Origin of the sequence: Bifidobacterium santillanense, assembly GCF_018555385.1 — a bacterium.
Classification (GTDB): domain Bacteria; phylum Actinomycetota; class Actinomycetes; order Actinomycetales; family Bifidobacteriaceae; genus Bifidobacterium; species Bifidobacterium santillanense.
Window position 1 is genome coordinate 306,170 of the sequence record NZ_JAFEJS010000002.1, and the last position, 26,248, is coordinate 332,417.

Sequence of the window (26,248 nt, forward strand, 5' to 3'; positions counted from 1 at the left end):
ATCGACGCCGGTGCCGCCCGTCTTCGAGACGACGTCTTACGCCTGAGGAACGAAGCTTGCGCGCGGCACCAGCTCGGTCGTCAGCAGGATGTGACGACGCACCCGCCGCTCATGCTTCAACCCATCAATCAAGGTGGAGAACGCCATACGGGCCAACTCCCTTTGATCGATCGCATACGAACTCAGCGACGGCGACGTGTACCGGGCGATTGACTGGTTGTTCACACTCACCACGGCCAACTCGTCGGGAACCGCCACGCGCAGTGCGTTCAACGCCTGCAACGCCCCCACCGCGAGCACGTCGGCGGCCACGATCAGACCATCGGGCATGCTGCCGGCCTCACGATGATCGGCCACCAGTTGCTCCGCGAGACGATAACCGTTCTCCACGGTGAACGTGCCGGACGAATACACCAATCCGTCCGTTTCCAATCCCAAGTGCGCAGCCCACTGGCGGAACGACAGTTCGCGGATATCCTCGGGATAATCATGCGTGCCCATGATGCTGCCCACGCCACCGAGAAACGCGATGCGTCTGCGGCCCGCCGCGATCATCGCGTCCAAGGCATCCAGCATCGTCTGCGACAGATCGGGCCGTACGGAGTCGAACAGGTGCGGTGCCGGATTCGTGTCGATGCACACGCCATGTGGGAGTGCCGCATGCAGGGCACGCAGGTCTGTTTCGGGAAACACCGTGGCGCCCACGGTGATGAACCCATCGAACTCCGCTGCGCGTTCCGTCAGCTCGTGTATGGACCGGATGAACGTGGGCTGGTCCAATTCCATCGACTCCGCACACTCCGCAAGGACCTTCCGCAGATCGGAGAAGTATGCGTCCTGCAGCTCCTCCCCGGACGGGGGGGCGTCCAGCACAGCGATCGCGGGACGGAACACGTTGCGGTATCCCAGCTCCTCGCATACGCGCAGCACGCGCCGTCGCGTCTCCTCCTTGATGGAGAACGATGGGTCGTTCAGCAAGCGCGACACCGTGCTCTGCGACACTCCGGCCCGTTCCGCGACCTCCTTGAGCGTGGCCATGACATCCTCCCCGCAAACTTTAGTAAAGAGTTTTACTACAGCATAACCCGGGAAGGCATGGTTAGCGGCATTGGCGGCGTGGAAGTTTACCCATGACTGGTAGACTGCACATGTCCCGACAAAGGGACAATGCATAGGATGGCGGGTATATCTCAGCTGACATGCCCGCCATTCTGAAGATTCTTCCGCTGCGGATTCCTTTTCTGACTTTTTCAGATCTGCAAATATGTAACGGCAAGTACAGATGCTTCAGTGCTGCTGCACATATGCCGATGACGGCTCGACCAACTTCGCACTCCGGTCTGATTCCGCTGAGTGTGGCGCTATGAATCGAAGAGGCGAGCTTTTGCTTGTTCCTTCCCTTTTCACTGCCCAGACTGGGAAACAGTCTTCCTATACCTATGCGGGGCAACGAGGTTCCTCTGTCCGCCGCTATCCTGCTGGTTTTCCCTGACGATGAGGTCAACGGAGGCCGTTGCCTATCGGGCTCCTTGATCGTTGTCAGAGGAGGCCGTCGTGGATTTGTTGAATCAGGTGCTTCAGTTGTTCGTCAGGTTCGCCACTATCGGTGGTGGCTTGTGGCTGGTGTGGGGCGCCGTTACCTTCGGTGGCGGTCTGAAGGATCATAACGGGCCGCAGACGCAATCGGGACTGTGGCAGATCGTGGGTGGAGGCATGATCATCGCGGCTGCGCAGATTTTCAACGCGGTGGCTCTGGGCTGAGCTGATTCGGGGCCTGCCGTGGAGGACTTCATTGTAGCCATGCTCAACATGATCGGCGGCGGAGGTGCCGGTTCGATCACAGCCGGGCTGTTATCTCAGGCGCCGGAGACGTGGAATCCCGCTCTTTACCAGTTGGCGGTGAACGTGCATGGAGTCGCCGTCAAGCCTCTGACATCGGTGGTGCTCGCGGTCATGTTCACGTTGGAGCTGGCGCGTAACTCGACGCGCATCGAGTCGGACCGTGATCTAGGTGTGAAGATCGTGGCCGGCACCATGTTCAAGATCGCGTTGGTGTTCATCGCCGTGCAGAACGCCAGTCTATTCATTCGGATGTTCAATCAGGTCACGCAGTTCCTCATGCAGGGCGTGTCTTCTCAGATGTCGTATGAGGCGACGGGCGACGGCGGTCAGCTGGGCGATCTGATGCGTGACCAGATTCGCGATGCCGGGGTGATGGGGCAGGCGGCGTTGTTCTTTCTGCTGGTGATCCCGTGGCTGTTGTCCCAGTTGGCGTCGGTGGTGTTCACGGTGGTGCTGTATGTGCGGTTCATCGAATTGTATGCGTTGACGGCGTTCCAGTCGTTGCCATTCGCGTTTCTGGTGCATGAGGACACCAAGCCGATCGGCGTGGGTTTCTTCAAGTCGTATGCGCGCACGTCGGTGAATGCGGTGTGCGTGTTCATCTGTCTGGTGTTCTATCAGCGGGTCGTGGTCGATGCCGTGAAGATCCCGGATTCCGCGGACAAGGGCATGGTGGCGTGGGTGACGGGCAACTTCGGCAATCTCATGATGGCGGGCATCCTGCTGTTCTTCGTGATCGCGGTGAGTCAGCGTGTCAGCCGGGCCATAGCCGGCGGCGAGTAGCCGCCTACCACAACCGGGGCCAATCAGGGAAAGGATTCTTTCATGTTGCAGATGCGCGTATATAAGGAGATCGCCAATGTCGAGGCGAAGGTGATGTGGGGGCTGAGCTGGCGCCAACTGGCGGCCGCCGCATGCATGCTCGTCCTGGGCGGAGGTGAGGCGGCGTTGTTCTGGTCGTTGGGCTTGTCCGATCTGGGGTCGTATCTGCTGTTTGCGGTTTGCCTGCCGTTCGCGCTGTGGGGTTGGTGGCGTCCGAAAGGGCTGAAGCCTGAACGGTATCTGGGATACATGCTGCGCCAGCGTTTCGGTCCGAAGGTCTACCTGCTCGAACCCTATGTTCCCGCGAGGTTTCCCGGCAAACCGTCGTTGAAGGAGAAGGCCCGTAGACGAATCAGGGGAAGGCAGGTACGTCGTCATGTCTGACATCAGTGGCAGCAAGGCGGTCAAAGGCAACGGTAAGCGACATGGAAAGGTCGGGAACAGGCGGTCCGGGAATCGTCGCATGCCTCGTTCGTCGAAGGAGTTGCTTGGCTATGATTCGATGCTGTCCAATGGCATCGTGTTCCTTGGCGGCGACCGGTGGAGCGTGTCGCTGCGGATCAGCGACATCAATTATCAGGTCGCGACCCAGGATCAGCAGCTGGATGTCGTGGACCGGTGGGGTCGTTTCCTGAATTCGATCGGCGAGAACATGGGAGTCCAGATCACGGTCGCCACGCGCATGCTGGATCCCGAGGAGGTGACGCGCAGTATCGCCATGTCGCTTCGGAGCGATGCGTTGGATGGATTGCGCGGGGACTTCAACCGCAATGTGCGTCGGCGTCTCGCCGGGCGTTCGCAGGGCGCGGTGACGGACAAGTATCTGACGTTGACGTTGCGTGAGCGGGACGGGGAACGGGCGGTCACGCTGCTGAACCGTGCCGCGTTGCGTGCCACGGCGCAACTGCGGTCGGTGGGCGGCTGCGTCGGCGTCCGCTTGAACCGGCAGTCGCGTCTGGCGGTATTGCACGGGATGCTGCGGCACGGTGTCCGGTTCTCGTTCACCGAGGATGGCTTCCTGAAATCGCATGGCATGTCCACGAAGGATTATGTGGCCCCGTTCGCCGTGGATGTGTCGGATCGCCGTCGGCTCCGGTTGAGCTCGGGCACTGCGGAGGTGTGGCATCAGTGTCTGTTGGTGCGTGACTTCCCGGATTATCTGAGCGATCAACTAGTGTCGTCCATCACGGACATCAAGGCGGATATCACGGTCGGCATCCATCTGTCCCCGCGGGGCAAGGCCGAGGGGTTGAAGCTCGTGAACCGGACGATCGCCGAAATGGATATGCAGGCCATCGACGAGCGGCGCAAGAACCGCAAACAGCATCTGCCCGAGGACATGCTGCCTCATGATCTTCAGGAATCCATGACTCAGGCGGGTGAGCTGCGTGATGATCTGGAGCATAACGGCGACCGTCTGGTGGATTCCCTCATGATCGTGGACGTGTCGGCGGGCAGTCGCGAGCAACTGGATCAGACGGTTCGTGACGTGACGGCCGCGATCGATGGGCAGTCGTGTGTGGCCGAGACCTTGGCCTACATGCAGGTGGAGGGGTTAAACGCCGTGCTGCCGTTGGGGAATCCCCTGCCGCCGATGCGTCGCACGCTGACCACGTCGAGCGCGGCGATTCTGGTGCCGTTCACGTCGCAGGAGCTGTTCGAGCCGGGCGGGGTGTTCCACGGGGCGAATGCCCGCACCGGCAATCCCGTGGTCATCGACCGTACGAAAGGCATGAACGGCAACGGATTCATCTTAGGAACGACCGGTTCGGGCAAGAGCCAGGCGGCGAAGAACGAGATAACCCAGATCTATCTGACCCGTCCGGACGATGATCTGATCGTCATCGACCCGGAACGTGAGTTCACGCCGTTATGCACCGGTCTTGGCGGTGAACGGGTCGAGATCGGGGAAGCGTCGCGCGCGCATATCAACGCTTTGGATATCGAGTATGAGGATGATTCCGAGGGTGATCCGATACGGTCGAAATGCGCGAGCGTGCTGAACATGCTCGGTGTGCTGATCGGCGGACAGGACGGCATCGACCACATGCAACGCAGTCTGATCGATCGTACGGTCATCGGCATGTATCGCGAGGTGCGGGAGCATCCCGAACTAGGCATGCCAACGCTCGCCACCCTGCATGACCGTCTCGCGGCTTTAAATGAGCCGGACGCCCGTGACGCGGCACGAGCATTGGAGATCTACGCGACCGGCAGTCTGAACGCCTTCGCCCATGCCACCGATGTGAACACGTCCAGCCGGTTCCTGGTCTATGACGTTTCCGGTCTGGGAGCGGAGTTGCGTACGTTCGGTATGCTCGTCGTTCTGGATCAGATATGGAACCGGGTCGTCAGGAATCGCCGTCTCGGCCGGCGCACCTGGCTGTGGGTGGACGAGTTCCATCTGCTGTTCTCGAACCGGTATGCGGCCGAATACTTCCTGCGCCTGTACAAGCGCGCCCGTAAATGGGGTTTGTGCCCCACCGGCATCACGCAGAACATCGAGGAGCTGCTGGCCAACCAGGACGCGCGTCTGATGCTCGCGAACAGCGACTTCCTGTTGCTGCTGAACCAGACCGCCACGGATGCCGATGCCTTGTGCGAGCTGCTGAAGCTGTCCGATGAGCAGCGGGCGTTCTTCACCGGGGTGCAGCCCGGTCAGGGCATGGCCAAGAGCGGCACTGCGTTCATACCGTTCGATGGGCGTATCGATGCCGATAGTCTGCTTTACCGGTTGTATACCACGAAATTCGAGGATCGGAAGCCCGAATGAGACCCGTCACCTCCGACTCATTCCACGCCACGCGCAATCTCGTTCGGCCGAACGGCATGATTCATGGTTTGAAAGTCCGTCATGTTAATGGACTCTCCCATGGCCCAGTGTTGGCCGGGCTGAAACAGCCACGAACCACCATCAGGAACAATCAATCCGAAGTATCGCGCCCGACCGGCATAACAACCGTCAGCGTTTTGGAACGTGGTGTGAATGCGACACGATCCGTGCTTGAATCGCAATCGACACAGACGGAGACCAGCGAGGACGACAACCCGTTATCATCAATGGTCCCCGCAAATCGGGTACGCGACGACGTGACCGGTATTATTCGCACAAGAAATGCCGCAAGAGGTTCAACGGCGCGTGCCGCGGCGGGAAGAACGGCTTCGGTTCGTGCCAAACATGCGAGGCGTTTCGGCAAGACCGTACGATCGGGTGCCCAGGGGGCCAAATCTGTTGCCAGAGCTTCGACGCAGGTTGCAAGACAGGTCACACAGGCAGTTTCTCGGGCCGTAACGGCAGTGAGGGCCGGTGTCGCGGCATCGGCATCAGCTGCGGTCAGCATTCCATTTCTATTGGGCGTGGCGGCGGTGCTGATGGTCTTCAGTCTGCTGCTGTGGTTTATCCCCACCGTTGCCGTCGGAGATGACGGAGGCTGCGAGGCCAGTATGATCGAGGTTCCGGACGAGGCGAAGCCATGGGTAAGCGAGGCGGCTCGATTGAGCGGATTGAGCGCTGATTTCATCGCGGCGATCATGAAGCAGGAATCCGGTTTCCGACCGGATGCGTATGCCGACGACAGCAACGGCGGAACATGGGGACTGCTGCAGATGAACAGGAACGTATGGCGCGGCGTGCATCCCGAAGGCGCCGACCAGACGCCACCTGAAGGTATTACCGACCCCATGGTCCATGCCCATTACGGCGGCATATACCTGAAAAACCGTCTGGAAGGCGTCAAACAACTCAAAGCCGCGCATCCGGGCATGCCGTTCTCCGAGCTTGACGACCTGACGGCTTTGGTCATCGCCCATAACGCCGGCGAAGGCAATCTCATGAGATACCCGGATATTCCCAACACCACCAAACGGTATCTCGACAACGTGAAGCCGGCAATCGACGCGGGAGGCGGCTGCTCGGCCACGGCAGGACGAACCATCGGCAAGCTCACGCCACCGTTGGTCATACGGCCCGGCACGCTGAACGTGGATGTGGCAGCGACCGGCACGCCCGTAAGCAAGATCACCACCTATGCAACCGGTCAATGCACATGGTGGGCGGCCGCCCGCCGATTGCAGATCGGCAAACCTGTGGACGGTTACATGGGCGACGGCTGGATGTGGGCGTCAAGCGCCAGAAAATTCGGATACCCGACGGGCGGCGGCATACAGCTTGGCGACGTGGCGAGCTTCACCAAAGGCTATCTCGGCGCAAGCGCCGATTACGGACACGTCGCCATCGTCGAGGAAATCAAGGACGACGGCAGCATCGTCGTCAGCGAATCCGGCGGCGGCCTCCCATACGCATGGCTCAGGACCCTTACCAAAGAGCAGGCCAACAATCCCAGCATCACTTACATCCACTAATCCTGAGGGGAAAGAAGGAATCATGCGTCGTATCAATCCCAAACTAGATTCATACGAGCTTGCCGACCTGATGAGCGATTCCAACAACCGGGATCTCCTCACACAAATCCACGAGCACCCCAGTACATGGCCGGAACTCAGCCAATGGGCTGCACATGCCATCGCAAACCCTGAAACTGCTGGGGCCCCACCGGAACCGTTGACAGACAGAAAACCCAAACATCGGCTGCTGCCCATCACACCCATCATCGACGATGAGCCGCCTCGCGATACGTGGAACGACAGCACTCCCGTATCCAAGCCTGACAAACGGACGGGAACGACGATAGACACACCAATGGGGGTAGGGGAACATGCCAAGGATGATGTGTCCTTGGCAGAAGATTCATCGGCTGACAGCACGGATGAGGTGGCCGTCCATCGGCATATCCCTTTTACCCGCATTGCCGGCATCATGCTCGTTCTGGTCATCGCAGCAGGATCAGCCGCAGGCCTTGTCATGGCGAAGAAGAACTACGACCATCAGGCGGCGCTCACGTCATGCAATCACGCAATCAAGCAATCTGACATAGTGCGGATTGAATGGAACAAGGCATTGAAACAGGCGGAACCATATGCGAAGCTCCAGGATAAAGACGTGCGGGATCCCAAGTCTTTGGAACTGCTTGGCAAAATCATGCAATATCAACCATCGATCTCAACAGAAAATTGCGATCCGAGTCTGACGGCCGACCGTCTCGATCGCACTCGTGCAGAAATAGGGAGAGCGAATAACCAGCTCAGAACCCAGATCAGGAACCTGCATGACACAGTTGACACGGTCAAGGCATCACAGGAACAACAACAGATCGACAACGCACAGAACGCACTGAGCCAAACCATTGAAGACGCCGATAGGTTCTACAAAGAATCCGCGAACAAGGTCAGAGACGACAACACCCGCGCGCGACTCAATGAGCAGATCACCCGTGCACGACTCATGACGCGCGACCATCAGAATCTTGATGTCTATAACAGAGCCATTCAAGACCTCAACGAAGTCATGCAAACCGTTCGTGACTCTATGACGACTGTAGAGAACGAGGAAACATCTGACCTGGGCCGTTCTGATGATTCCGCACAACCGGAATCGGATCCCCAATCATCGAATCGACAGCCCGCACCATCAGCGGAAGGTTTATCCCAGCCAGTCACGCGAGGCAATCCCACTTGGGATGTGCCCGGGCAATCGCCAATCCCCTCATTTCCCGACCGGCTGGGTTAACGTCACTTTGCAAGATTGGCTAGGAGACGGCGCTGCGGTATTCGTCGAGTTTTCGGGCCAGTCGGTCTCGACGATGTCGAACATATCAGGGAGCCTGCGGTTGAATTCGACCAATCTGTCGTTGGCAGTCACGGCCGGGCTGGTCAACTTGACCGGATTAAAGCGACTCTAAAGAATAAAAAGACGAGGGCTATCCCACAGAATTGCATGGAATAGCCCTTATCTCATCAATTGCGACGATTGTATTCATTAAGAACACTGTTCGCGTATTCAAGATGAGATTCCGTCTGTTGCTTCATGAGCTCATCGCTCGCTATGATGTCATTCTTCTCCTTTAGTAATTCCCACGGAAAAATACTGTATTGATGAGACGGCTCGACATATTCCGGAAGCTCAGGTCTTTCAAATTCAGTCAATCCGAATTCTCGCGCATTCGCCTTTTCGGTCTCCGCTGAGACTAAAGTCGCTAAATTCCAGAAAACTTGGTCTTCTTCCCACTGAGAATATGCCGCGGACACCTGAAACATCAGTACGCCCGTCATGCAGACATATATAAGGGCAATGACTGATATAACCTGAAAATACCTTTTACTCTTCATGCCAGCCAGACCCCATTTTCTCAGTCATAACGATATTGAAGCCCATACCAGGTCATATTATTTTTCCCTTCTTCATGGGCATGCTGCAACGACTCCGTCAACGTGATTTGATGACGATTCTCTTGCTTCTGATCTATGACCGGATTGGCTTTGCCGTCCTTTACGACAACACCCACAACGAACATGGCATGATCGATTTCATTATTCGAGGTCCAATCGACATACAATATGCTGCCTTGCCATGCTTTCCAGACATTATCCAAACTGTCATAGCTATGCGAATAATGCTTCATGTACGAATAATTGCTAGCTGCATTCATCCAAGCGCGTGTCGTCAGCTTGTCCGGCAATACGGTAGAGTAATTCCACAGCCGGGTCAGCGTCATTCCACCTTCATGAAGAGCCTGCGAGACAAAATTTGTGCAGTTAGAGCCAAACGACGGATACGCGGGATTCATTTTATGCTCATACTCAGGGCTCGTCCATTTATCGGCATAATTCATCGCCTTAATATAATTTACTCCGACGGAGTTGTCCCCGAAGGCATATGTCTGAGCCTTGTTGAGTGCTTCACTTTCCAATGCGCCATTTTCATCCAAAGAAGCAGGTGTTTTGTCTTCGGTCGACAATTCATCCGATGCGTCGGCATATTCCGGTGAATCTTGTTCATCAATCACTTTGTCGCTAATAATTGAATACCCTCGCTGCCTTCCCACATGGGCAAGCTCCATGACATGTGTAGAAGTCCAACTCTGGTCAAGATGGTCCGTTCGCTTACCATTAACATAAATAACGGTATCCGGGTCTGCGTCCAGGCTCACATTCACGGTCATATCTGCATCAATCAGGTACTTTCCATCATTTGATGATTGAATGTTTCTAATCGTCGGTATGACTTCAACATTCTTGCTGATAAGACCTTCTTCAGCCTGTTCCTCCGCAGTAAGTGGGACATTCAATTTGGACCTCGTACGCGGCGAATGATATTCAGCCAATAGTTCTTGCGAATACTGATGAAGCGTCTGCTGGATCTCTTGTGTCTTCGCATTGTCGCTTCCATACGCATATGCATTCGCAGGAAGCAACAAAGTCGGCACTAAAAGAGCAGTCAGCAGAGGAATAATCTTTTTTGCTTGCATTTAACGCATAATGGCATCGAATTCAGGAGATAGGTAAGTATGCATGAGTTTTGTCATCTATAGATGACAGCCCCTTACGGCGACATGCCACGAGTCAGTAAACGCATTGCACTAACTGGCGGGATGCGTCCTGGCTCATCTGCAGTGGGGGTTTCTGACGTTTTCGGACGCTGTGGTTAACTATCGTTGAGGCATCAGGGTTCAACAGCTTCGATCGCAATAGTTTGCTCGCCGAACGCAATCACAACCAATAATGCAGTCGATGAGATCGCATTCGGTTTGATCTTCCCGTGGTTGGATGTCATCTTTAGATGACATCCAACCACGGGAAGATCACTCTGCCATAGCAGAGCAGCATAATGGGCAGTGTCCTGATGGACACAAGCAAAGGAGCTATAATGCAAACCACAAACCTCAAGAAAGCGCTTGCGGCAGCTGCCGTGAGTGGAGTTCTGGCGTTCGGAGTACCTCTTTCAGCTCAAGCCGCGACGTACGACGTATGGGGACAACTGAATACCGGAGGGGCCCTTATCCAATATTCGACGTTCCGGTCTCATCTTGCCGGTAATGCTTCCCTGCGAATTTACAACAATGTCGGAACCTACAGCCGATTCGGACTGCGCGGCACGGATGGAGAGCAGAAAACAAGTTCTCTTCAATATAACGGTAGTGGTGGAGACCAGTCTTGGGGCTGGGTTGCCACAGGATCGTACGCCCTCAATGGCCGAATGGGAGCTCAAAGAGGGGCCGACAATTACTGGGCTGGAACTCTGAACTTGTAGATGACATCAGCCTTAGCTAGATAACCGTAGTTGGCTATGGAACGACTTATGTTCCATAGCCAACTACGGTTATGCAAAAGCATAATGAAAAGAGTCGTAATGAAGAAAACATTTGCTATGCTGCTGACGGTTGGAATGATGCTCGGAGTCGGTGCATGCGGTCAGAGTGCAACAAATAGCGCGGATACGCTGACATGGGAGCAGTCAAATCAAGAATACAAGAAAACCACTGAGAACTTCCCCTTCGCACTCTCTGACGGCGATCAGTTTCCCTCGGATATGACCAAAGCCACGAGCGACAATCAGCTCTACCAGAAAGGGTGGGGTGAGGGACAGGCTTATTTCTACTGGATCTGTTCAACCGAGAACAAGATATTGAACAACTCCGATGATGGCAGTGACCAGCAGTCGCTGAGCGAATTGGAGAAGGTAACCGATACCGATTGGTTCAAGACGTATTACATAGATGAAGACAATGTTTTTAAGAATGAAGTAATCGGCAAGGCACAGCTGGGAGATACCTCTGTTATGCAACAGTTCTATGATTCCGATTGCACTTGGTACCGAGACGTAAACGGGTTGTGATTATGGCCAGATCTTACGGAAAGCTCCAGCGAATAATTAGCGCGATTTTGACAATGACCATCTTCTCCGCGATTACGGGATGCGCCTCTGATGATCAAGGATTTACTGAGAATGGAAGCAACAGTCAGTCGCAATCGCAAACACAAACAGTGACCGTTCGAAGAGGGAAAGTCATTCCCCTGATATCAGCGACTTCTGAGGTGCGCGTTTCGTCAGATTTCACTGTTTCCGCTTCCCGGCCAGGCATGTTTCACGGTTCCGTCACGGACGGGCAATTGGTACAGACCGGAGACAAGCTGGGCACTATCGATGATACGACGGTGACGACTCCTGTAGATGGCGTGGTCACATCAGTGGCGAGAGACAATTCCGTATCGGCCAATTACCCTCTGGTGGGAATACAGTACGGAGGATTGTCCACGGTCGTAGACGCATCGGTATTACTGCGATCGATAGGCACCGATACGGAGATAACAGGACGCTTCCAGGTCATGGACGGGCAGGGGCCAACCAATTGTGCCGCTGTCGTTGGCTCTGATGCGGTTAATACGACGGATACGTCTGGCATATCGGGGCCCACGGAGGGCACGCGCAATCTGCAATGTCTCTTTCCTAAGAACACCGCCGCTTTTCCCGGTCAGAGCGCAACCACAGCACTAATGGGCGTCGCGGTTGATGACGCTTTGCTGCTCCCAATCTCAAGCGTGTCAGGACGTCTTGAATCAGGAAAGGTATCCGTCGTGAAAAATGGCAAATCCAAAGTCGTTGCGGTGAAATTGGGCGTTTCTGACGGAAGTCATATCCAAATACTGAAAGGCCTCAATGAAGGCGACATTGTTTCTGCGGTCGCTCCGGGTCTGGCGGATGATGTGAACGAGAATCAATGACGGGAAAAGGCGAGTTCCGATGAATGACCGTATGCCAATCATACGATTGAGCAATGTAAGTGCCAATGTCCGACTACCTAACGGTGACAAACTCACAACCGTGCGAAATGCATCGGTCGAATTTGAAAAGGGAACTTCGACCGCAATCGTCGGAAAATCCGGCTCGGGAAAGACCAGCATAGCCTCTATCATCGGTCTGCTTAATGCGCAATTCTCAGGAACACTGGAGTTCAACGGCGAAAGCGTTGACGGATGGTCCGATGCTCGGCGCACGAAGTTCCGGTGTGCCCACATAGGATTTGTATTCCAAAACTACTCCCTTATTCCACATCTGCGAGTTGTCGAAAATGTGGCACTTCCATTGGAATACAGCCGGAAATATACCAAAAGAAAAATGCATAGAAGGATTTCAAATGCGCTGCAGTCCGTCGGATTGTCCAATCGCGCCTCTGCATTCCCCTCATCCTTGTCTGGTGGAGAACAACAGCGGGTCGCGATAGCTCGTGCACTGGTCACAGGCCCGGACATCATCATCTGCGATGAGCCTACTGGCGCCCTTGACACGGAAACCGGAAACGCGGTCGCGGATCTTCTGTTTGACCGCGTCAACCAAGACCATACGACACTGATTCTTGTGACGCATGACCCTCAACTTGCGTCGAAATGTCAGCGTCAGATCATCATGGAAAGAGGTGAATTGCATGCTCAAAATGATCATTAAAGATCTTCGTCTCTCTCCTATGCGATCGATTCTGACATCACTGTCCATGGCCGTTGGAATCCTGTCTCTCATCGCTTCGGTGCTTATCGGAACGACCGGAAAAGATTATCTGCAGACCATCAATGCACAACTTTCGGGATGGTCTCCCACATACACATTGACTGTCAAAGATGCGGGCACAAACTCGTCAAAAGCCAATGCCGCATTTTTGGACAGTCTAGAGCACAGTCAGGATGCGGCTATTGCTGCTGAATACCAAATATCCTCACTCGGCGTATACCAGCACGGCAAGATTCAGAACGCCACCTTCCTCATCGCATCTTCCAACCGTAGCCTCATCTACCCCAATCACCTGATTTCAGGAATCGGATGCCCAACCGACAACGAACAAACCTCACCTTGCGTGGTCGTCAACGAAGCAGCCAATAATCTATATACCGTCAACAACTCACTAACGATTGGACAATTCAACAGTATTTCAACGTTCAATGTGCACGTCAGAGGCGTCGTGAGCGATGGATCCACTGAACCTGTGATATATATGAACCCAATAATGCTGCAGACGTTCTTTCCTCTGCTCTGGACCCCGAGCAGCATCACCTTGCGAGTACATCCCCATTCATTATCGTTCAACGAATCGGAGATCAAACAGCTCGTCAATGACATGCTCTTCGACACTGTCGGCGGCTCGGTGACGGATACGACCAGAACCGACAATGCGGAAAGCTATGATTCCATAGTAAGTTTCCTACAGGCCGCAACACTGGTCTCCGCCCTGCTATTGCTGACGGTATCCACTATAGGTATCATCAACATAGGCATGGCCGGTATCGAGCAACGAGCCCGCGAACTGTTGATACGGCGCGCTCTCGGGGCAACACGGCTTAGCATCGTCTGTCTCGTCGTAGGATCGTCCGTCATGCTAAGCCTTTTCGTTGCTTTAGGATCCATAATAATTTCATTGCTTATCGTAGGAACATTACCCGTATTATTGCCCGCAGCATCTATGGTTCAACTGCAATACCCCGTCTCTGCTGCTATTATCGCCTGCGCCGCTGCAGTTGCAACGGCCGCACTTGGAGCACTGGCCCCAGCTATCAAAGCAGCACGACTGCAACCAGCACTTGCTCTCCGCTGATATCGACGGTTGAACTTATGGCTGCACTACATCGCTTTCCTTGATTCGAATGGCGGAATCCCTCTGAGCAGGTATACGCACTGGCTGGTGGGGATGCGCCCAAGTTCGTCCGGGGTGAGGAGTTTTCTCGCGTTCTTGCGGTTACTGCGCGTCCAGCTGCCGTTGAGACCTTTGGTTTCGCTGGTTTCAATGACATCGATGGTCTGGTCTCCGAGTCGGTCGCTGATGTATTTGGTGGTGCTGGGTTCGTTGCCGCCGAGGAAGAGCTGGCTGTCGCAGTTGCCTGCGATGGTCTCCCAGTCATCTCGGTAGAGGCTTTTGCCTTGGCTTACGGTCTGGAGGATGATGCTGCAGCTGATGCGCCGGCTTCGTATGGTGGCAATGAGCCTTACGAAGTTGGGGATTTTGCCGATGTTGGCGAATTCGTCGAGCATGCAGTGCACATCGCGGTCGAGCACGCCGTCGGGTTTGGTGTCGGCTTTGCGTACGAGTGTTTCAAAGAGGCATTGGTAGAAGACGCTGGCGATGAAGGAGAATGTGGCGTTGGTGTCGGGCAGTTCGAGGTAGATGATGCGTTTGCCTTGGTCGAGGGTTTCGAGCCGGATGTCGTCGCCGTCGAGGATCCGGCGTACCTCGCGCACTTGGAGTGGTGCGAGGTGGACGCCGGTGGTGATGATGATGCTTTTCTTGGTTTCGCCGGCGCCTTTGAGGAACGTGTTGTATTGGGCGCATGCGAAGGCGAGCCCGTCGAGCATGTTCCGGGTTTCCTTGTCGTAGTCGTCGGGGTGTTCGCGCATGCGGTGGATTTCGGTTTGGGTTTCGGCGAAGAGCGCGTCGATGATGTATTCCTTGTCTTCGTCCTGTTCGCTGGCTCCCATTCGGTCGAGTGTGTCGGTGACTTGGTTGAGGGTGGGGTTGTTTTCGGTGTAGTAGGTCCATGCGATGAGGGCGCATAGGAGTGCTTTTTCGGCGTCCTGCCAGAAGCTGTCTCCGGTTTTGCGGTCTCCGGTGGCGTTGGTGACGAGGTTGTCGGTCAGACGCAGGATCGCGGATTGGGGCTCTTCGGGGTCGATGTAGCGCATGGGGTTGAACCGGTCGGATCGGTCGAGGTGGATGAGGTCGAGCGTGTTGACCTGGTATCCGCGATCGCGCATGACGTGTTCCGTGTCGCGTTTGAGTTCGCCTTTGGGGTCGGTGACGGCCCAGTTCATATCCACGGATAATAGGTTGGGTTTGACGTAGTAGCGGGTTTTGCCGGAGCCTGATGAGCCGAGCAGGAGCGCATTGAGGTTGCGCAGGGTGTGTTGCGTGTCTATGGATAGCCGTTCAGTCGCGGTGAATCGGATGTTGCGGGATTCCACGGGGTCGATGAACGGTTTGATGTCCTTTGGGGTGCCCCAGTGGGCGGAACCGTGTTCCTCGCCGCTGCGCAGGTTCAGGCATGCCGTGTACTTGTATGCCCAGATCAGCAGGCCGACTCCCATTGCGGCGAGTCCGCACAGCAAATCGGTATGATTCGTGGATAGGTGGAATGGATGGTACAGGTCGAGCCAGAATCTGTTCATCAGGTCGATCACGCTCGTGCCTTCATCCAGATCGGTGCGTATCTGGTAGCCGATCTTGTCGCCCAGCCAGAACAGCGTGAACAGTCCCATGGCCGCGGGCAGTATGGCTTGCAGGCGTTTCATTGGTTTCCCCTGTCTCTTTCCGTGCCGCCGCGGTGCTGCGCGTTATGGTTCGTCGCATGTCATCACCTGCGGGGACGTCGGTCGGTTGCGGGATCCGACTGTTGATGCGGTGTTCGGCGCGGACGCGAATGTTCGTGAGCGTCTGTTCCTTGGTCCATGGCGGATCGTCGGCTGTCGGATGCATGACGGCGGTGTCCGCCGTCGAAGGCTCATCTCGTCCGGGCTCCGTCTGTCTGTTTCCCGCGTCGGCGGCGATGGTGATGCGCGTGAGGCCTTGGCGGTTCTCGATGGTGTCGTCTCCGTCGCACATCGCGGCAAGGATGCGCCCCGCGGGTGTTTCCGCATCGTAGATGGTCGGGTTCCCGCGTGTGATTGGAATGCCAACGGTTTCCTCGCCTGCATCGATGATCGTGATTGTTCGTGCCGTGTTCACGGGAGCGTGTCCTTGACGCTGGTGTGCAGGGCCATTTCGTCGGCCAGGATGTAGGCTTCGTCGGCGTTTTCCTCTTCGTGGATGATGCCGTGGACGATGAACCGTCGTCCCTGCAGCGCGCCCTGTTCGCGCAGGTATGCCGCATGGTCTCCGGCCGCGTGCACGCGGATGATGAGTGGCGTGTCCATGGTGCCGGCGTTCACGGTCAGGGTTGCCGTCGTCCTGCCGTCGCCGTCGGTGTGGAATCTGGCGTCATCGGTGAGGATGCCGCGCGCATAGGCCTGCGGATGTCGGGCGTCGCTCATCGGCCTGGTCTGCGTTTTCTGGCGGGTTTGCCGATGTTCGGGGCTTTGCCTTGGATGGCGTTGATGGCGTCGCGTCCGATGGCGCGGGCGTCGCGGCCGCCGCCGGTGAGCGCGTCGGATTCTGCGCGGGCCTTGGCCACCCGGACGTGTTTGGAGGAGAGCGTGTCGAGGGCCTGTTCCCGTGCGGCCATGACCCGGATGCTCCACGGGTCCCGGTAGTCGTCGATCGGCTGACTGATGCGGGTGCGGTCGGGCAGTTCGTTGTGTCGGGTCTTGCGGTCCACCGGGTAGGAGCGGCAGGCGGGGTTCGCGGATTGGATGTAGTGGATTGCGGTGGCGAGGTCGGCGATGCGTTCCTCCGCCGTTTTGTCCATGTCGATGAGCACGCGGCCCTGCACGTGTTGTTCGTCGCATACGGTGCGTGTCCATGTTTCGTAGTCGCGCACGTCAACGGTGTCCCGTTGTTCGCGGTCGTGCTGGTATCGCGCGGCGTCGAACCGGTAGGTGATGTCGTGCGGGTGCACGTCGGCCGACCATTCGGGCAACGGTTCGATGGGGATCTCACGCAGGGTGACGAGCCGGTACGGTGGTTCGATGTCCCCGTAGGAGCCTTGGGGCTGAAGGATGCCGAAGCCTTCCATGCGCAGCTCGTAGCCGAGGCGTTTGAGTTCGTCCTGCAGTTGCCGGTAGGCGGTGTCCATGTTGGTCATGCTGGTCTCCTCGGCGGCTTATCGGTTGCGGGTCTTCGTCCGGTCCGGCGTGGATGGATGGGCTGTGGGGTCGTCGGCGCGCTGGCTGGCCCGTTGGCGTATGCCGTCGAGCACCGCGTCCTTGCCTTTCGACGTATTCGGTTCTTCCTCTGTCACTGGTTTGGGGTTGAAGGAGGTGATGGGTGCGGGCAGCGCGTATCCCTGGTCGATCGGGGTGATGCCGTCGGCGGGGTCGAGTTCGTCGGCGGGTCTGGCGCCCATGGTTTCGGCGAGTATCGCGGCGGCGTCGCCGCGCCCGGTCCGGTCGGCGATGATGCGTTGGAGGGTGTCTTCCAATCCGGCGCTGATGTCGGTGGAATCGGCGGGCATGATGCACTGGTAGACGGGTGCTCCCCAGTTCGTCGCCGTGCCGGCGAGCGTGTATTCCATGATGCGTTCGTCGGGTTCGAGCAGCGATTCGAGCCGGAACGGTTCCCGTGTTGGCACCTGGTCGGGATTGGCGTGTTCTGCTGCGTGTTCGGCGACGAGTTGGGCGAACGTGGCCGATCCTGAGGGCATGTCGCCATCCAGCTGGTCGGCCACCGGTTTGACGAGGCCTTGGACCTGTTGGCGCAGGTGTTCGTCATCGGTGTCGTTGGCCTGCATGATGCGTTCGGTGATGCGTGTGGCGTCGTCTGATCGCATCACGTTGTCGTGCGTGTCTCCCCAGCGTTCGATCATCCGCATCGCGTCGGGGGTCGACTGCGTCGTGGCGTCGAGACCGGGCTCGTCGTCGGTGTAGGCGTCGATGATCTGCTTGAGTTCCGTGCCGGAATACCGTTTGGTGTCGGGGATGGTGGAGTCGAGCAGGAACCCGTGGTCGGCGAGGGTGACGTTGTCGTTGATGACGGCGTCGCGCCCGTATTTCGCCACGTCGAAATACATGCCGTATGGTCCGTCAAGGAGTTTCGCGAGTTCGGTGCTTTGGTTGACGCAATGCCAGCCGTACATCTCGTCCAGGTCGGGCGTGTTCTCCTGTGTGATGCCTTGCGGCGGGTCGTAGGTCATGTATTCGATGTCCTCGGATTGGACGAGCAGGTTCGCCAGTCCGATCGGGTCGTGCACGCCGTTCATGTCGGCTGCCAGCCGTACAGCCTCCAATGCTTCGGGCTGGTCTTGCGCGAAGATCCGGGCGGCTTGCGCGAGCGTGTTCAGGACGTGGAGGTCTTCGTATTCGCCGGGCCGGTAGTCGAGTGCGGCGAGCAGGCCCGTGTATTCGTGGTCGAAGATGCCGTATTCCTCATAGGTGACGCCTCCTTGGCGTCCGATCTCATAGGCTTGCTGCGCGTCGAGCGTCAGTCCTACCTGTTCGGTGAGGAACCGGTCGATCCGCTGTTCGTCCGTGGGCAGGCGCAGCCATCCGCCGATGAGCGTGCCCTCGTTGTATCGGCCGAGGTTGCCTACCCATACGTTGATCGTCAGATCGTCTTCCGCCATCATCGGCTCCTTGTCTGTGTTTGCGTCTGCGTTCTTGCCTGCGCGGTGGATGGTGTTTGCGCGCGGAGCTCGGCCCTGTCCTTGATGGCGTCGAGCGTCCGGCTCTTGCCGGCCGGCCGGGATTGCGCGGCCGTCTGTTCGGGGTTCTCCGGATCGGCTGCTGTGGGTGGTTCCTCGCCGGCTGGGGTGCCGGTGGTGGCGGTGACCGGTTTGTTTTCGGCGCGTTGCCTCGCATAGGCCATGCGTTGCGTTTTGACAGCGCGGCACAGCTGCCATGCGTCGTCGATGCGCATGGTCTCGCGTTGCTCGCCTTTGCCACGCCACAGTTCCACCGGTTCGCCGGGTTTGAAGCTGACGGTCACGTCGCGCCCGTTCAGTTTGGCGTCCCTCGCATGGTCGGTCAGGAAGCGGTCGAGCTGCCATCCGGTCAGGTCCACGCCGCGGATGCTGGTGCCTTGCGGTATCGCCACGCGCATCTTGTCGAACGTGCGCCCGTCCTTGGAGGTCATCCGGTACAGGTGCACGTAGCTGTTGGGGAAGTTCACGCGCGGCCAGATCTCCCTTGTTCTTCCACCGGCCGCGGGTTGCGTCGGCCGCTCGCCGCCGGGCCGGCCGACAGCCGTCTCGTTCCGCCTCGGCTCCGGGACCGGGACCTGCGCGTTCCCGGGCTGCTCGGGCTGCCATCGCGTCGGCGTCTGCATGGCGTCGGGCGTGTTCCATGATCGTGCGGCCTGCGTGCGGATGCGTTGGGCGATCTCGTCGGAGGCCTGATCGAGGTCCGGCGCAGGGAAGCTGATCGAGGCGTCGGGCCATGCCTGGTTGTGGCGTCGGATCGCGTCATCGACGACCATGCGGGCGACCTGGCCCAGCCGATTGTCCTGCGGCATGCCGGCGGCCGCGTATTGCTCGCCGCGTCGTGCGATGTCCGCCAGGGCCTGCCGGTCGTTGTCGATGAGGTTGTCCATGAGCCAACGCGCGTTGGCTGAAAGCTCGGGCATGACGATGCTCCTTTCCGGTCATGGTCGTCGCGCATCCGTTCACCGGGTGCGGGTGCGTTGCTTCGAGGGCGCGGTGCGGCGTTGGCCTTCGATGCGTTTGCCGGCCCGCGTGCGGATGTCGTTCAAGGTCTGCTGCTTGGTTTTGGGGCGGCGCACGCCGCCGTCCGGGGCGGGGATGTCCATGCGGCTCCAGTCCAGGCCCCGTGAGCGTGCGGTCAGGGTTTCGATAGTGTCGGCGATGCGTCTGGCCTGGCCGGCCGGGTAGGTGAAGCGCACCGTGTCGTCGGCGACCCGTTGCGTGTGGTGGGGTATGTGGAGCCGGTCGAGCTGGTCGGTGATGATCGCAGCGTCGCGGTCCCAGGGCACCGTGCGGAAGTCGAACCGGCCGTTCGATGGCGATTCGGCGTCGAAGGCGAGGCGCAGCGCGTCGTCGGAGGGTTCGAGGAACGGGTTCGGCTCCTCTCGTTCCGGTGTCGGCATTGTCTCCGTGGCCGGCCGTGCGGGGTCGGCGTCTCCGGGTTCGGGAATCGTGGCGGTCTCCTGCCGGGCGAGTTCCCGGTTGAGGCGTTCGACGATGCGTGAGACGACGTGGTTGACCTCGTCGGCGTCCTTGCCTTGGAAGTGGAGGAAGGTGCGGCCGGTGTCGCGGTCGTGCTCGATGTGGAAGGTGATGCCGGCCTTTTTCAGGTCGTGTTCGAGCTGTCGGGCGTATCGTCCGGTGACTTCCTGCACGTTGATCGGCTCGCCGGTGCGATGCAGGGTTTTGCTGTTCACTTTGCCGGTGGTCCTGATCTGCCGTAATGTCTCGCCGGTGGCATGCACGCCGATGCCGAGCAGGTGCAGCGCCTTGTCGAGCCCGTATTTGGTCACGTCGATGATGACGCGCGTGCCTTGCTCGCTGACGCGCATCATGAGTTCCTGTGCCTGGTCCTCGGCCGCCATGGGGTTCTCCCGTCATCCGTCGTGGTTCGTTGCGTTCCAGCTTCCGCCGGCTCACCGGTTCCTGCGGCGGACACGATGCCCGTCATCGCGGCGTTGTTCGCGCCGTGCGCCGTCGGAGCGTTCGGCGGTTGGCGTGGTGCGGGCGATGAGCCGGCGCAGGGCGAGGGCGTCGGAGGCCAGGCCACGGGTCTCCTGCTCCTCGATGGCGAGCTGGGCTTCCAGTCCCGTGGCGTCGGCTCCCTGATCATGGTTGTCGGCGATGAGCGCGATCAGGGCGCGCATGTGCTTCGCGTTGCGTTCGACGGAGTCGGTGAGTCGGCCGAGCGTCGCCAGCCGGCCGTCGCCTTCGTCGATGACCTGGGCGAGCACCTTGAGCTCGCGCAGGCTGTCGGCGAGTCGGTCGCAGGCGATTGCCTGACGCAGCGCGCGTCCGTTCACGCCGGTCAGGTCCTGGCCGTCGAACCGTTGACGGCAGTAGTCCTCCAGTCGCAGCGTGGGCCGCGCGAACCATGCGTACAGGCCCTCGTAGTCCGTTGATCGCGCATAGCCGCCGTTCTCGTCGGTGAGCACCTGTCTGACGTCGTCGGACAGGTAGGCGTGCCAGATCCTTCCGTCGCGCACGAGCCGGTCGCACGGCATGGTCAGGTGCAGGCGTCCGTGCGTGCCGGGCACCCGAACGGTCACCGCCGTATCCGTCCGACGGGTGATCATGGCCTCGTGGAAGGTGATCTCGCTGAGCGTGCGCCGGTGGATCTTGCCCATGATGGCGAGCATGTTGTATGCCACGCCCAGTCGTCGGTCTCGGATTCCGCGGGTCTGCCCGCATGGCGTGTAGGTGATGCGTCCGCCGCGCACGGTCGCGTTGACGCCGAGCGTCGCGAGTTCGCGGCGGAAGCCCGCGAAGTCATGGGCGTTCATGCAGGCCGTGTCGATGCTGGTGCGCAGCCGGTCCTTGAGGTTGCCGCCTCTGGCGCTCAGGTGGAGTTCCCCGATCGACGGGGCCACGCGCCCGGACTGTTCCGGCATGAGGGTGTGCAGCCCGTATTCGCGGCACAGCCGGTCGCTGATCTTCCGCCATTCGTCCAGGGTTCCTTTCCTCAGACGCAGGGCCTTGCCCGTGATCCGGTCTGCCGGGCAGATGAGGATGTGGTTGTGCATGTGGGACCTGTCGGTGTGGGTGGCGATCACGTAGTCGTGCGTGCCTCCGGTGATCTCCCGGACGAACCGTTCCCCGATCAGATGCGCCAATCGGGGCGTGACCTGGTCGGTGGGATCGAACGATTGGATCACATGCAGCGCCAATACGGCACCCTGCCGGCGTGAGCCGCCTTTCGTGGCGTCCAACGCATGTTCGAAGCCGCGGGCGATGGACTCGGCGTCCGTGATGTCATCGCCGACGGTGGTCGATGCCCACCGGTAGCCGTCGGTCTTGGCCGGGTTCGTCACGTAGGCGATGCTGCGGGCGAGCGTGCTTTTGATCTTGCCGATCTTGACTACAGCCATTCGGGCACCCCTTTGGGGTCAACGTCGGCCTCCACCCGGATGCTCAGACCTGCGACCAGCCGTTCCGCTTGGCGCAGCTCGTCGAACACGCGCGAGAGCATGGCCAGGTCCGTCTCCCGCGTGGTGTTCGCGTGACGGGCGATCTGGTTGACGTTGTTGCCGATCCTCGCCAGTTGGGCGCTCACGTCATGCAGGTTCGCAGGCACGGTGATGTTGACTCGGTGGGCGCATCTGATCCGGTTGCGGGCGAACGCCATCCACCCCACGGGCCTGAGCCCGGCTTGGATGCGCTGACGGTTCTCCACTTTGAGCGAGTCCGCCACCCACCGCCATTCCTCCTCGCTGAACGTGACCGTCTTGCGGATCGTCCTGGAACGGTTGCCTTTCCAACCCATCGGCGCCTCCTCATATCGGGTTCCACGGGTGTCCCGCGATCGGCCCCGAGCCTCATGGGGCCGCGCCGGTGTACGTACACCGGCGATGCTTGCTACACACCAACCGCCCCTCCGGGGAGGGGATGGTTGCGCACCGGTCAGTTTCGCCTTGGCGCCACGCCATGCGCGGCGGACTTCAGGTCACGTTTCGCATGCCGACGCCGGTTCCGTTTCGTGTCCGCCGGCATCATTGCCGGCGTCGTTCTACGATGCGGGGCAGTGAAGAACAATCACCGTGAGGAGACCGTCATGGCGAAGCCGAGGGAACGCAACCGGGCGATGCGCGCCATCGCCGACAACGCATTGGATGCCGAGTTGGAGGCGCTTCGGCGCAAACGCGGCGAACTGTCGCGTTTGGGTATCCTGCTGGACGATATGCGCTGGGCCGCGGAACGATTCCGTGACGCCGCCCAATCGTTCTGCGACGACCATCACATGCCTCGCGCCCAGCTCGTGCGCACGCTCAGGATGGAGCCAAGGGAGACGGGCATGGCGTTCCATGCCGTCACGCCCGACTACGGGCAGGCCAATCCCGCCGATAGTCACGGCGAAATCCATGATGACGAGGATTCGTCCCTCGAATCCGACGGCCGACCGGCATCCGCCGTCGATACACCGGAGATTGCTCTGACGGAAGGCAACGCCGCAACGGCGAATGCGGCCGATGCCGGTGACGCCGGAGAATCCGGTTCGATTGGATTAGACCCGGAGGGATTGCGATTCGGTTTCCCGCGTCCTGGCGGCTACGCTGGATGACATTGGCTACATACGGGAGGTGGCGGCGATGCCGATGCTGCTGGTGATGCTTGGCCTGTCGCTGGCGACGGGCGTGATACGCATGCTGATGCGTGGCGTGGCCTCGTGCCTTGCCCTGCTCGCACACCCGTTGCGGCTCGTGGTGTTCCTCGTGAACTCCGTGTTCACGGCGCTCGCCATGCTGTCGGGATTGCTCATGCTGGCGTTCCTGCTCATGCATTTCCTCGCCGGCTCGGACGCTCCGGCATTGGACGGCTCGTTCGCGTTGATCGTCGCCGCGTTTCTCACGGCCGTGCTTGCGAGCATGCTCATGGATTGGTGCGACGCGCGGCTCCGACGACGCTCCTCCCGCCACGGCTGAACGTCACCCGCCGCCGCTTGGCTCCGAAGGCGCGGGCGCGCATGCGCCGTCACGTTTCGCCATTCGCGCCCGGACGGGGGCGGAACCCGTATTCCGGTTCCGCCCCGTCCGTCGCTTATTCGGCGTCGTCCGGCTCGCCGGATGCGTCGTCGGCTTGCGATGCCCCATCGTCGCCCGGTTCGCTGTCCTGCCTTATGCCGGTATCCCTGCCATTGTCGTCGTCATCGATTGGTACGAGGGAGCCGTTGAGGGCTTCGGCTTCCGTGTCCGAGGTGCGGTAGCCGAGTGTTTCCAACGCCTCGTACAACGGTGTGGCGTGTTCCGCGATGGTCGCCGCGTCACGCCACGTTTCCCAGCTGACGCGCTCTTCGGCCAAGGCGTAGAGCAGTCCGAACGCGGCCCGTTGCGGGTCGCCGGCAATCATCGCGGTGACGGACTCGCGTAACGGGTCTTCGGCCTCGTCCTCCGGCTTTGCTTCATCGGCGTCGTCGCCCGCCGTGCCGATGCCGGTGATTTGCTCCCAGACGTCCTCGGCGTGACTGTTCCATTGGTCGAATCCCTCGGTGAGCGTATCGAGCGCGAATCTCGCGGACAGCAGGGCGACGGCTTTGCCGATGCCCTTCGGCTGGGATTTCAGTTCCATGAGATGCGTCACGAACGCGATGCGCAAATCACGGCTTGCCCGCGCGAACTCCTTGGCCGGTGCCGTCTCGCGTTCCTTGCGTTCCCGTTCCTCGCGCCAACGCGCCTCACGCGCCTCGCGGGCCGCGGTCTCGGCCTCCTCGTCCACGGTTTCGTACAGGGCGATGCCGCGCGCCCATGACGCGCCTTCGGCCCGCACTCCCACGACGGGCGTGGCTCCGTCATGGGAGTCGCGCCATGCGTCGATGGCCTTGGCGATGTCGCCCGTGGTCAGCATCGTGGTGCGACGCAATCCCTTTGGCGAGTCATACCAGTTGTCCGTGTTCGGCTGTTCGTCGGCCGCGTCGATGCCCATGCGTTCCAATTCGGCTCGCGCCGTGTCGAGCCATTCGCGCCATGTTCGCTCCTGCCGGGCGTGCTTGACGGCCATGTTCCAGTTTTTGCCGCCTGCCGCCTCGGCGAGCCGTTCCTGAAGGTCTGGATGCCGGTCGAAGTCGGCGATGGTCTCCCAGTCGTCGATGCTCAGCTGGGCTGTTCCGGCCTTGCTTCGCGCGTTCTCGCCGATGGCGGCTATCTTCAGGCGTCGGCGCACCAATGACGTGGAACGGCCGGTGCGTTGCGCCGCCTCGTCCACGCTCACGCCCAGATCGAGAAGCCCCTGATAGCCGTCGGCCTCCTCGATGACGGTCAGGTCGGCGCGCTGGCTGTTCTCCACGAGCATGAGTTCGCGTTGCTCCCGTTCCGACAAATCGGCCACCACGGCGGGCACCCGGCTCAATCCGGCGAGTTTGGCGGCGGCGAGGCGACGATGCCCGATGACGAGCAGGTAGCGTCCCTGCGGCGTGGGAGTGACGAGCAGGTTTTGCCGGATGCCCTGCGCGCGTATCGAATCCGCGAGTTCCGACACATCGCCCACGTCGCGGCGCGGGTTCGCGGGGTTCGGATCGATAAGTTCCATGTCCAGCATGACGATGTTCGATTCTTCCATGCCCTCGTCGGCCGCTACGGGACGTTCGATGATTGCGGTTTCCATGATTGTCTCCTTGAAAAAACAGATGGTTGGGGATTGGCTGGGGCTTCCGGAATCGGAAGCCCCAGCCAGATGAATCCACGGCCGACGCTCAGTGGCGGCGGCGTTCCGTCCACGCGGGGCGGATGCCGTGTTCGCTGGCCGCGAGCACGAGGGATGCCAGCGAGCATTCGTCGTCCAAGGCCAAGGCCTTGAGCGCGCGCACCGCGGCGGCGGTCGAACGGTCGGCCATCCACAGCAGGTACGCGCATGACGCCATCGGCTGTGCCTTGTATCCGTCCGGGGCGTCGGCCGTCACCGATTCCAGCAACGCCGTCGCGCGTTCCCCGCGTCGCGTGTCTGGCTGGTAGGCGGCGTCCTTGAACGCCCGTGACAGTTCGCGCATGACCACGGCCGCCGATTCCATCGAATGCGGCTGGGCGTACAGCATGTGCAGTTCGCCGCCGCCCATTTCGCGCAAAGATGCGAGTATCAGCGCGTCCCGCATGCTCAGGCACTCGGTCATCAGCACCGCCAGCGTGACGCGCTCCTCATGGGAGAAGCCGCCCTCGTCGCGCGACAGCAGGCCGTTCCACCTGTCCATCAGGGGCGCGAACCACTTGTCGGCCGCTTGTGCCGGTCCAAGTTCGCGCCGGTCCTGAAGGAACCCGTCGCGTACGCGCTTCGCCAGTTCGGTTCCCGCCGTGCGGGTGTCCACCATGTCGTTCATGTCCATCGGTCCTTTCCGTGTGGTTGCCATTTCGGACACCACCCGCCTGCCATGCGCGTAGGCGGAGAGACCGGAGGCGTGGACCGCGACGATCCGGGCCGTAGCGAAGACGGCATGCTG

The 26,248-nt window shown here is 59.5% G+C and carries 26 protein-coding genes; 12 read left to right on the top strand and 14 right to left on the bottom strand.

All coding sequences use genetic code 11. From position 1 onward, the window contains the following. Positions 1–36: 36 nt before the first annotated feature. The gene (locus JS528_RS03845; protein ID WP_214305467.1) at positions 37–1,038 is read right to left on the bottom strand and encodes a LacI family DNA-binding transcriptional regulator; all 1,002 of its coding nucleotides are present in this window, start codon (positions 1,036–1,038) and stop codon (positions 37–39) included. Positions 1,039–1,554: 516 nt separating this feature from the next. Between JS528_RS03845 and JS528_RS03850 the strand changes: the two genes are divergently transcribed. The 6 genes from JS528_RS03850 to JS528_RS03875 are packed head-to-tail and all read left to right on the top strand — an operon-like array spanning position 1,555 to position 8,290. Continuing rightward, on the top strand, positions 1,555–1,761 hold the full coding sequence (locus tag JS528_RS03850; protein ID WP_025263185.1) for a hypothetical protein: 207 nt from the start codon (positions 1,555–1,557) through the stop codon (positions 1,759–1,761). An 18-nt stretch (positions 1,762–1,779) separates the two neighbouring features. Next, positions 1,780–2,625 (top strand): VirB6/TrbL-like conjugal transfer protein, CD1112 family, encoded by an 846-nt coding sequence (locus tag JS528_RS03855; RefSeq protein WP_055427678.1) that lies wholly within the window; start codon positions 1,780–1,782, stop codon positions 2,623–2,625. Positions 2,626–2,667: 42 nt separating this feature from the next. Then, positions 2,668–3,048, top strand: coding sequence for a PrgI family protein (locus JS528_RS03860; protein ID WP_055427677.1), 381 nt, complete (start codon positions 2,668–2,670; stop codon positions 3,046–3,048). After that, positions 3,041–5,437: a VirB4-like conjugal transfer ATPase, CD1110 family gene (locus tag JS528_RS03865; protein WP_214357771.1), complete on the top strand. Its 2,397-nt coding sequence runs from the start codon at positions 3,041–3,043 to the stop codon at positions 5,435–5,437. Before JS528_RS03860 ends, JS528_RS03865 begins: the two co-directional genes overlap by 8 nt. Continuing rightward, entirely contained in the window at positions 5,434–7,026 is a 1,593-nt protein-coding gene (locus JS528_RS03870) for a CHAP domain-containing protein (protein ID WP_240541289.1), read from the top strand. Before JS528_RS03865 ends, JS528_RS03870 begins: the two co-directional genes overlap by 4 nt. Positions 7,027–7,048: 22 nt before the next feature. Then, on the top strand, positions 7,049–8,290 hold the full coding sequence (locus tag JS528_RS03875) for a hypothetical protein (RefSeq protein ID WP_240541290.1): 1,242 nt from the start codon (positions 7,049–7,051) through the stop codon (positions 8,288–8,290). Positions 8,291–8,517: 227 nt separating this feature from the next. Here the strand turns inward: JS528_RS03875 and JS528_RS03880 are convergent, their stop codons facing one another. Together JS528_RS03880 and JS528_RS03885 are read right to left on the bottom strand one after the other, a co-directional pair. Then, complete coding sequence (locus JS528_RS03880; RefSeq protein WP_214357772.1) at positions 8,518–8,832, bottom strand: hypothetical protein; 315 nt, start codon at positions 8,830–8,832, stop codon at positions 8,518–8,520. 77 nt (positions 8,833–8,909) lie between these two features. Further along, positions 8,910–10,028 carry an amidase domain-containing protein gene (locus tag JS528_RS03885; RefSeq protein WP_214357773.1) on the bottom strand — a complete coding sequence of 373 codons (1,119 nt, stop codon included), beginning with the start codon at positions 10,026–10,028 and terminating at the stop codon, positions 8,910–8,912. Between the two features lie 881 nt (positions 10,029–10,909). Between JS528_RS03885 and JS528_RS03890 the strand changes: the two genes are divergently transcribed. The 4 genes from JS528_RS03890 to JS528_RS03905 are packed head-to-tail and all read left to right on the top strand — an operon-like array spanning position 10,910 to position 14,141. Beyond that, positions 10,910–11,395 carry a hypothetical protein gene (locus tag JS528_RS03890; protein ID WP_240541291.1) on the top strand — a complete coding sequence of 162 codons (486 nt, stop codon included), beginning with the start codon at positions 10,910–10,912 and terminating at the stop codon, positions 11,393–11,395. Between the two features lie 47 nt (positions 11,396–11,442). Next, positions 11,443–12,282, top strand: coding sequence for an RND family efflux transporter (locus JS528_RS03895; protein ID WP_214357774.1), 840 nt, complete (start codon positions 11,443–11,445; stop codon positions 12,280–12,282). Between the two features lie 19 nt (positions 12,283–12,301). Beyond that, positions 12,302–13,003 (top strand): ABC transporter ATP-binding protein, encoded by a 702-nt coding sequence (locus JS528_RS03900; protein ID WP_214357775.1) that lies wholly within the window; start codon positions 12,302–12,304, stop codon positions 13,001–13,003. After that, a complete protein-coding gene (locus JS528_RS03905) occupies positions 12,984–14,141 on the top strand; it encodes an ABC transporter permease (protein WP_214357776.1) in 1,158 nt (385 codons plus the stop codon). The genes JS528_RS03900 and JS528_RS03905 overlap by 20 nt, the downstream gene beginning before the upstream one ends. Positions 14,142–14,167: 26 nt before the next feature. Here JS528_RS03905 and JS528_RS03910 read toward each other — a convergent pair whose 3' ends face one another. The 9 genes from JS528_RS03910 to JS528_RS03950 are packed head-to-tail and all read right to left on the bottom strand — an operon-like array spanning position 14,168 to position 22,591. Continuing rightward, positions 14,168–15,796, bottom strand: a complete 1,629-nt coding sequence (locus JS528_RS03910) for a VirD4-like conjugal transfer protein, CD1115 family (RefSeq protein ID WP_240541292.1) — start codon at positions 15,794–15,796, stop codon at positions 14,168–14,170. Beyond that, entirely contained in the window at positions 15,729–16,262 is a 534-nt protein-coding gene (locus tag JS528_RS03915; protein ID WP_214357778.1) for a hypothetical protein, read from the bottom strand. Before JS528_RS03915 ends, JS528_RS03910 begins: the two co-directional genes overlap by 68 nt. Next, positions 16,259–16,567 carry a hypothetical protein gene (locus JS528_RS03920; protein ID WP_214357779.1) on the bottom strand — a complete coding sequence of 103 codons (309 nt, stop codon included), beginning with the start codon at positions 16,565–16,567 and terminating at the stop codon, positions 16,259–16,261. Before JS528_RS03920 ends, JS528_RS03915 begins: the two co-directional genes overlap by 4 nt. After that, complete coding sequence (locus JS528_RS03925; RefSeq protein ID WP_214357780.1) at positions 16,564–17,277, bottom strand: hypothetical protein; 714 nt, start codon at positions 17,275–17,277, stop codon at positions 16,564–16,566. Before JS528_RS03925 ends, JS528_RS03920 begins: the two co-directional genes overlap by 4 nt. A gap of 18 nt (positions 17,278–17,295) precedes the next feature. Beyond that, positions 17,296–18,756 carry an antirestriction protein ArdA gene (locus JS528_RS03930; protein WP_214357781.1) on the bottom strand — a complete coding sequence of 487 codons (1,461 nt, stop codon included), beginning with the start codon at positions 18,754–18,756 and terminating at the stop codon, positions 17,296–17,298. After that, positions 18,753–19,751 carry a hypothetical protein gene (locus JS528_RS11520; RefSeq protein ID WP_240541293.1) on the bottom strand — a complete coding sequence of 333 codons (999 nt, stop codon included), beginning with the start codon at positions 19,749–19,751 and terminating at the stop codon, positions 18,753–18,755. Before JS528_RS11520 ends, JS528_RS03930 begins: the two co-directional genes overlap by 4 nt. A 39-nt stretch (positions 19,752–19,790) precedes the next feature. Beyond that, a complete protein-coding gene (locus JS528_RS03940; RefSeq protein ID WP_214357782.1) occupies positions 19,791–20,693 on the bottom strand; it encodes a PcfB family protein in 903 nt (300 codons plus the stop codon). Between the two features lie 51 nt (positions 20,694–20,744). Beyond that, complete coding sequence (locus JS528_RS03945) at positions 20,745–22,196, bottom strand: relaxase/mobilization nuclease domain-containing protein (RefSeq protein WP_214357783.1); 1,452 nt, start codon at positions 22,194–22,196, stop codon at positions 20,745–20,747. Next, the gene (locus tag JS528_RS03950) at positions 22,187–22,591 is read right to left on the bottom strand and encodes a MobC family plasmid mobilization relaxosome protein (RefSeq protein ID WP_214357784.1); all 405 of its coding nucleotides are present in this window, start codon (positions 22,589–22,591) and stop codon (positions 22,187–22,189) included. Before JS528_RS03950 ends, JS528_RS03945 begins: the two co-directional genes overlap by 10 nt. Before the next feature lie 258 nt (positions 22,592–22,849). Here JS528_RS03950 and JS528_RS03955 point away from each other — a divergent pair, with 258 nt between their 5' ends. Continuing rightward, positions 22,850–23,386, top strand: coding sequence for a hypothetical protein (locus tag JS528_RS03955; RefSeq protein ID WP_214357785.1), 537 nt, complete (start codon positions 22,850–22,852; stop codon positions 23,384–23,386). Between the two features lie 28 nt (positions 23,387–23,414). After that, the gene (locus tag JS528_RS03960; RefSeq protein WP_214357786.1) at positions 23,415–23,747 is read left to right on the top strand and encodes a hypothetical protein; all 333 of its coding nucleotides are present in this window, start codon (positions 23,415–23,417) and stop codon (positions 23,745–23,747) included. Between the two features lie 115 nt (positions 23,748–23,862). On the opposite strand, the gene JS528_RS03965 is transcribed toward JS528_RS03960, so the two are convergent. Then, a complete protein-coding gene (locus tag JS528_RS03965; protein WP_214357787.1) occupies positions 23,863–25,422 on the bottom strand; it encodes a ParB/RepB/Spo0J family partition protein in 1,560 nt (519 codons plus the stop codon). Positions 25,423–25,510: 88 nt separating this feature from the next. Further along, positions 25,511–26,128: a DUF4192 family protein gene (locus JS528_RS03970; RefSeq protein ID WP_214357788.1), complete on the bottom strand. Its 618-nt coding sequence runs from the start codon at positions 26,126–26,128 to the stop codon at positions 25,511–25,513. Positions 26,129–26,248 lie beyond the last annotated feature (120 nt).

Excerpts from the sequence above, each read along its gene's own strand:
- JS528_RS11520 (WP_240541293.1), bottom strand. The coding sequence starts at position 19,751 with ATGCCCGAGCTTTCAGCCAACGCGCGTTGGCTCATGGACAACCTCATC.
- JS528_RS03885 (WP_214357773.1), bottom strand. The coding sequence starts at position 10,028 with ATGCAAGCAAAAAAGATTATTCCTCTGCTGACTGCTCTTTTAGTGCCG.
- JS528_RS03870 (WP_240541289.1), top strand. The coding sequence starts at position 5,434 with ATGAGACCCGTCACCTCCGACTCATTCCACGCCACGCGCAATCTCGTT.
- JS528_RS03925 (WP_214357780.1), bottom strand. The coding sequence starts at position 17,277 with ATGACCAACATGGACACCGCCTACCGGCAACTGCAGGACGAACTCAAA.
- JS528_RS03920 (WP_214357779.1), bottom strand. The coding sequence starts at position 16,567 with ATGAGCGACGCCCGACATCCGCAGGCCTATGCGCGCGGCATCCTCACC.
- JS528_RS03900 (WP_214357775.1), top strand. The coding sequence starts at position 12,302 with ATGAATGACCGTATGCCAATCATACGATTGAGCAATGTAAGTGCCAAT.
- JS528_RS03970 (WP_214357788.1), bottom strand. The coding sequence starts at position 26,128 with ATGAACGACATGGTGGACACCCGCACGGCGGGAACCGAACTGGCGAAG.
- JS528_RS03860 (WP_055427677.1), top strand. The coding sequence starts at position 2,668 with ATGTTGCAGATGCGCGTATATAAGGAGATCGCCAATGTCGAGGCGAAG.
- JS528_RS03865 (WP_214357771.1), top strand. The coding sequence starts at position 3,041 with ATGTCTGACATCAGTGGCAGCAAGGCGGTCAAAGGCAACGGTAAGCGA.
- JS528_RS03910 (WP_240541292.1), bottom strand. The coding sequence starts at position 15,796 with ATGGGACTGTTCACGCTGTTCTGGCTGGGCGACAAGATCGGCTACCAG.
- JS528_RS03930 (WP_214357781.1), bottom strand. The coding sequence starts at position 18,756 with ATGATGGCGGAAGACGATCTGACGATCAACGTATGGGTAGGCAACCTC.
- JS528_RS03880 (WP_214357772.1), bottom strand. The coding sequence starts at position 8,832 with ATGACGGGCGTACTGATGTTTCAGGTGTCCGCGGCATATTCTCAGTGG.
- JS528_RS03845 (WP_214305467.1), bottom strand. The coding sequence starts at position 1,038 with ATGGCCACGCTCAAGGAGGTCGCGGAACGGGCCGGAGTGTCGCAGAGC.
- JS528_RS03875 (WP_240541290.1), top strand. The coding sequence starts at position 7,049 with ATGCGTCGTATCAATCCCAAACTAGATTCATACGAGCTTGCCGACCTG.
- JS528_RS03960 (WP_214357786.1), top strand. The coding sequence starts at position 23,415 with ATGCCGATGCTGCTGGTGATGCTTGGCCTGTCGCTGGCGACGGGCGTG.
- JS528_RS03965 (WP_214357787.1), bottom strand. The coding sequence starts at position 25,422 with ATGGAAACCGCAATCATCGAACGTCCCGTAGCGGCCGACGAGGGCATG.
- JS528_RS03950 (WP_214357784.1), bottom strand. The coding sequence starts at position 22,591 with ATGGGTTGGAAAGGCAACCGTTCCAGGACGATCCGCAAGACGGTCACG.
- JS528_RS03940 (WP_214357782.1), bottom strand. The coding sequence starts at position 20,693 with ATGGCGGCCGAGGACCAGGCACAGGAACTCATGATGCGCGTCAGCGAG.
- JS528_RS03905 (WP_214357776.1), top strand. The coding sequence starts at position 12,984 with ATGCTCAAAATGATCATTAAAGATCTTCGTCTCTCTCCTATGCGATCG.
- JS528_RS03890 (WP_240541291.1), top strand. The coding sequence starts at position 10,910 with ATGAAGAAAACATTTGCTATGCTGCTGACGGTTGGAATGATGCTCGGA.
- JS528_RS03945 (WP_214357783.1), bottom strand. The coding sequence starts at position 22,196 with ATGGCTGTAGTCAAGATCGGCAAGATCAAAAGCACGCTCGCCCGCAGC.